Consider the following 3,396-nt stretch of genomic DNA (forward strand, 5'->3'; position numbering starts at 1 on the left):
GCCTTCTACATCGGCTCCGATTCGGAAAAGAAGCAGCCGGTGATGGTGCATCGCGCCATCTGCGGCTCGATGGAGCGCTTCCTCGGCATCCTGATCGAGAATTATTCCGGCCATTTCCCGCTGTGGTTCGCACCGCTGCAGGTGGTGGTGGCGACGATCACCTCCGATGCCGACGATTACGCGCAAAAGGTCGTCGCGCAGCTGAAGGCGGCCGGACTCTTGGCGGAGGCCGACCTTCGCAACGAGAAGATCAACTACAAGGTCCGCGAGCACTCGCTGGCCAAGGTTCCGGTCATCCTCGTCTGCGGCAAGCGCGAGGCGGAGGAAGAAACGGTCAACATCCGCCGGCTCGGCTCGCGCGACCAGGAATCGCTCGGCCTTGGCCAGGCGGTGGCAATGCTTGCCGAAGAGGCGGTGACGCCCGACCGCAAGCGCAAACGAGCCGCCTGACTTCAGTCAGATCAACGGGAAATGGCGGTGGAGCGATCCACCGCCATTTTCACATGCCGCTATTTCACATGCCCGCTATTTTCATATGCTTGTCACGCCAGCCTTGTAACGAGCCCTCATGCTCAAGCTGAGGATGCACGAAAGACCGTTTCCCGAGCTTTCTTACGCCGGTCCGCATCAGCCGGCATTGACGCGCTGGTTCATCCACTCCATCGAAGGCCTGTCCGGTCGCGACCGCTTTGCGGCCCTCTATGACTTTTGGCGCCGCCATGTGGTGCCGACCGGCGAGCGCGTTTTCAGCCGCATGCTGGAGCTGATCGATGTCGAGGTGCGGACCACCGGCCAATGGCCGCCGGAAAAATTGCCTGACACGCCGCTGGTGATCGTCGCCAACCATCCGTTTGGAATCGGCGACGGCATTGCGGTGCTCTCGCTGGCCGAGCAGCTTCAGCGCCCGTTCCGTGTCATGATCCACAAGGATCTGCTCAAGATCCGCGAGATGGAGCCCTATTCGCTGCCGATCGACTTTTCCGAGACCAAGGACGCGCTCAGGAATAACATGGCAGTGCACCATGAGGCGGTGCGGCTGCTGAAAGAGGGCGTCATCATCGTCATCTTCCCCGCGGGCGGCGTCGCCACCGCGCCGAAAGGTTTTGGCCGGGCGCGCGATCTGCCGTGGAAGATGTTTCCGGCCCGTCTCGTCCAGGATGCCAAGGCATCGGTTGTCCCAATGCACTTTTTCGGCCAGAACGGCCGGCTGTTCCACCTGGTGAGCGGACCAATGAACATGGCCGAGCGTGACGGACGCGTGGCGAAGTTCGTCGGCAGGGCTTCGCTAACGCTGCGCATTTCCCTACTCATCCACGAATTCGCGCGGCTGTCGGGCAAATCGATCGACGTGCGCATCGGTGACGTGTTGGGACGGGATGAACTGGAGCCGCTGCGCGACCGCAAGGCTTTGCTCGACCGCCTCCACCGCGGCGTTTTCGATCTGGCACCGGCCGAAGCGCGCGGCCGCGGCCAGTTTCTGCCGCGACGCCTGCGCAAGGCGGCCTGATCGGCAAATCATAGGCTGCTGGACCCGAATCTACACGGCAGTGTCCGGACGGTTAGTCCGCGCCTTCCTCGGGATCCATCGCCGAGGCCTCCGTGGCCAGAACCTCGATTTCCTTGTTCTGCCCGGCCACGACGGTAAAATCCTTCTGGTAGATGCGGTCGCGGTTCTTGGCGATGATGGTGTAGTCGCCTTCGGCAAGCACCATCGAAGCAAAGGCGCCAACGGTTTCCTTGATGGGATCGCCGGATTCGTTGAGCAACGACCAGGAGGTGTCGGCGATCGCCTCTCCACCCGGCTCGCGTACCAGCTTCATGGTCATCTCCGCCGCACGGTGCTCGACGGCCGCTTCGGTCAGCTTGCCGGCTTCGACGCGGATGTCGGAGCGGATGACCGCATTCACCGAGCCATAGGTCGAGACGACGTGGTAGACGCCCGCGTTCAGCCGCACGACGCTGTTCGGCTCGACATCGGGTATGATCAGGGCGCGATCGTGATTGGCCTCGGCTTGGCCTTCATAGATCGAAAACCGCAGTTTCTTCGGCGGTATGCGCACCCCGCCCGACAGTACGGCATCGAGCTTGAGCCCGCCGGCATCGAGCACGAGGCTTTCGCGCTTGGCGTCGTTGCCGACGGTGATGCGCTTGGTGGCGCCGGCCCGGCCGTAGGAGGCATGGACCAGATAGCTGCCGGGCTCGAGCTGGAACACCGCGCTGCCGCCATGGGCGGAAGCGACCATCGGCAGCTTGCCGTCGCCGGTGGGTTCAGGCTTGAAGACGCGCCAGACGATGCCGCGCGTGATGTCGGCACCCTTGTCGGTCAATTGCGCCGACAGCGTGATTGCCCCACTGCTCCCCGACGCCAGTGGTATCTCGCTTTTCGGAGGCGCATAGCTCGAAATTCCGGGAAGTTTCAGATCACCGAGGCCGTCCGCATCCTGCGCGACCGCAAGCGAAACCGGCACCATGAACAGTGCGGCAGCGAGCCAGATCAGGAAAAGACGCAATGTCCCCTCAAACATGCCTTGCGTTGAAGCCCAAGGCGGTGGCAATTTCAAGGCTTAAGAGTCCGATCGGCTTCTGCTAGAGGGCTCTTTGTCCGGCGCGCCGCGCCAATGCCCGAGCCGCCCGATGTCCCGATGGTGCGCTTCAGCTCAAATTCCAAGGAGACTTGCGCCCATGGCGTCGCCGATCATCGACTTTCTGCTGACCCGAAATTCCGTGCCGATCCCGGAGTTGAAGGAACCGGCGCCCAACGACGCTGACATCGCGACGATGATTGCCGCCGCGTCGCGGGTGCCGGACCACGGCCGGCTCGAGCCCTGGCGTTTCATCCTCTACCGGGGTGAGGCACGCGTCGAGATCGGCAAGAAGCTGGCGGCCCTTGCCGCACAGCGCGAAGGGCCGCTGCCAGAAGGCCGCCATAACCAGGAACTGGCGCGCTTTTCACGCGCGCCCCTGGTGATCGGCGTGGTGTCGAGCCCGAAGGAAAATCCAAAAATCCCACAATGGGAGATGTTCCTGTCGGGCGGCATGGCGGCGATGAACCTCATCATATCAGCTAATGCGCTGGGCTATGGCACCAACATGATCAGCAACTGGTATTCCGATGTGCCGGAGGGCAGGGCGATCCTGGGGCTGGCGCCGCATGAGCACGTCGTCGGCTTTGTCCATATCGGTTCCTATCAGGGGCCGGCGCCGGAGCGGCCCCGGCCTGATCCGGCAAAGCTCTATGCCGACTATGCAGGGCCGTGGGTGGGCTGAATGTTCTACGAGCCGGCAAAGGGGCATGGGCTGCCGCATGACCCGTCCAAGGCGATCGTGGCTCCACGGCCGATCGGCTGGATCTCGACGGTGAACAAGGCGGGCGAGATCAACCTCGCCCCCTATTCC

Annotated in this window: 4 protein-coding genes and 1 pseudogene; 4 read left to right on the forward strand and 1 reads right to left on the reverse strand. The window is 63.0% G+C overall.

Features of this window, described 5'->3' with window-relative positions:
- Nucleotides 1–450: His/Gly/Thr/Pro-type tRNA ligase C-terminal domain-containing protein (locus tag EOA86_RS27370; RefSeq protein ID WP_245497395.1), on the forward strand; the 450-nt coding region annotated here is incomplete at its 5' end.
- Nucleotides 451–568: 118 nt separating this feature from the next.
- Complete coding sequence (locus EOA86_RS27375) at nucleotides 569–1,507, forward strand: lysophospholipid acyltransferase family protein (RefSeq protein WP_128344539.1); 939 nt, start codon at nucleotides 569–571, stop codon at nucleotides 1,505–1,507.
- Nucleotides 1,508–1,559: 52 nt separating this feature from the next.
- Here the strand turns inward: EOA86_RS27375 and EOA86_RS27380 are convergent, their stop codons facing one another.
- Nucleotides 1,560–2,525 carry a hypothetical protein gene (locus EOA86_RS27380; RefSeq protein WP_127210859.1) on the reverse strand — a complete coding sequence of 322 codons (966 nt, stop codon included), beginning with the start codon at nucleotides 2,523–2,525 and terminating at the stop codon, nucleotides 1,560–1,562.
- A gap of 157 nt (nucleotides 2,526–2,682) precedes the next feature.
- Between EOA86_RS27380 and EOA86_RS27385 the strand changes: the two genes are divergently transcribed.
- Nucleotides 2,683–3,267 carry a nitroreductase gene (locus tag EOA86_RS27385; RefSeq protein ID WP_128344541.1) on the forward strand — a complete coding sequence of 195 codons (585 nt, stop codon included), beginning with the start codon at nucleotides 2,683–2,685 and terminating at the stop codon, nucleotides 3,265–3,267.
- Nucleotides 3,268–3,396: pseudogene (locus EOA86_RS40685) on the forward strand (flavin reductase family protein); the annotation flags it as partial.

Origin of the sequence: Mesorhizobium sp. M5C.F.Ca.IN.020.32.2.1 (assembly GCF_004023105.1) — a bacterium.
Lineage (GTDB): Bacteria > Pseudomonadota > Alphaproteobacteria > Rhizobiales > Rhizobiaceae > Mesorhizobium > Mesorhizobium wenxiniae.

Excerpts from the sequence above, each read along its gene's own strand:
- EOA86_RS27375 (WP_128344539.1), top strand. The coding sequence starts at position 569 with ATGCTCAAGCTGAGGATGCACGAAAGACCGTTTCCCGAGCTTTCTTAC.
- EOA86_RS27380 (WP_127210859.1), bottom strand. The coding sequence starts at position 2,525 with ATGTTTGAGGGGACATTGCGTCTTTTCCTGATCTGGCTCGCTGCCGCA.
- EOA86_RS27385 (WP_128344541.1), top strand. The coding sequence starts at position 2,683 with ATGGCGTCGCCGATCATCGACTTTCTGCTGACCCGAAATTCCGTGCCG.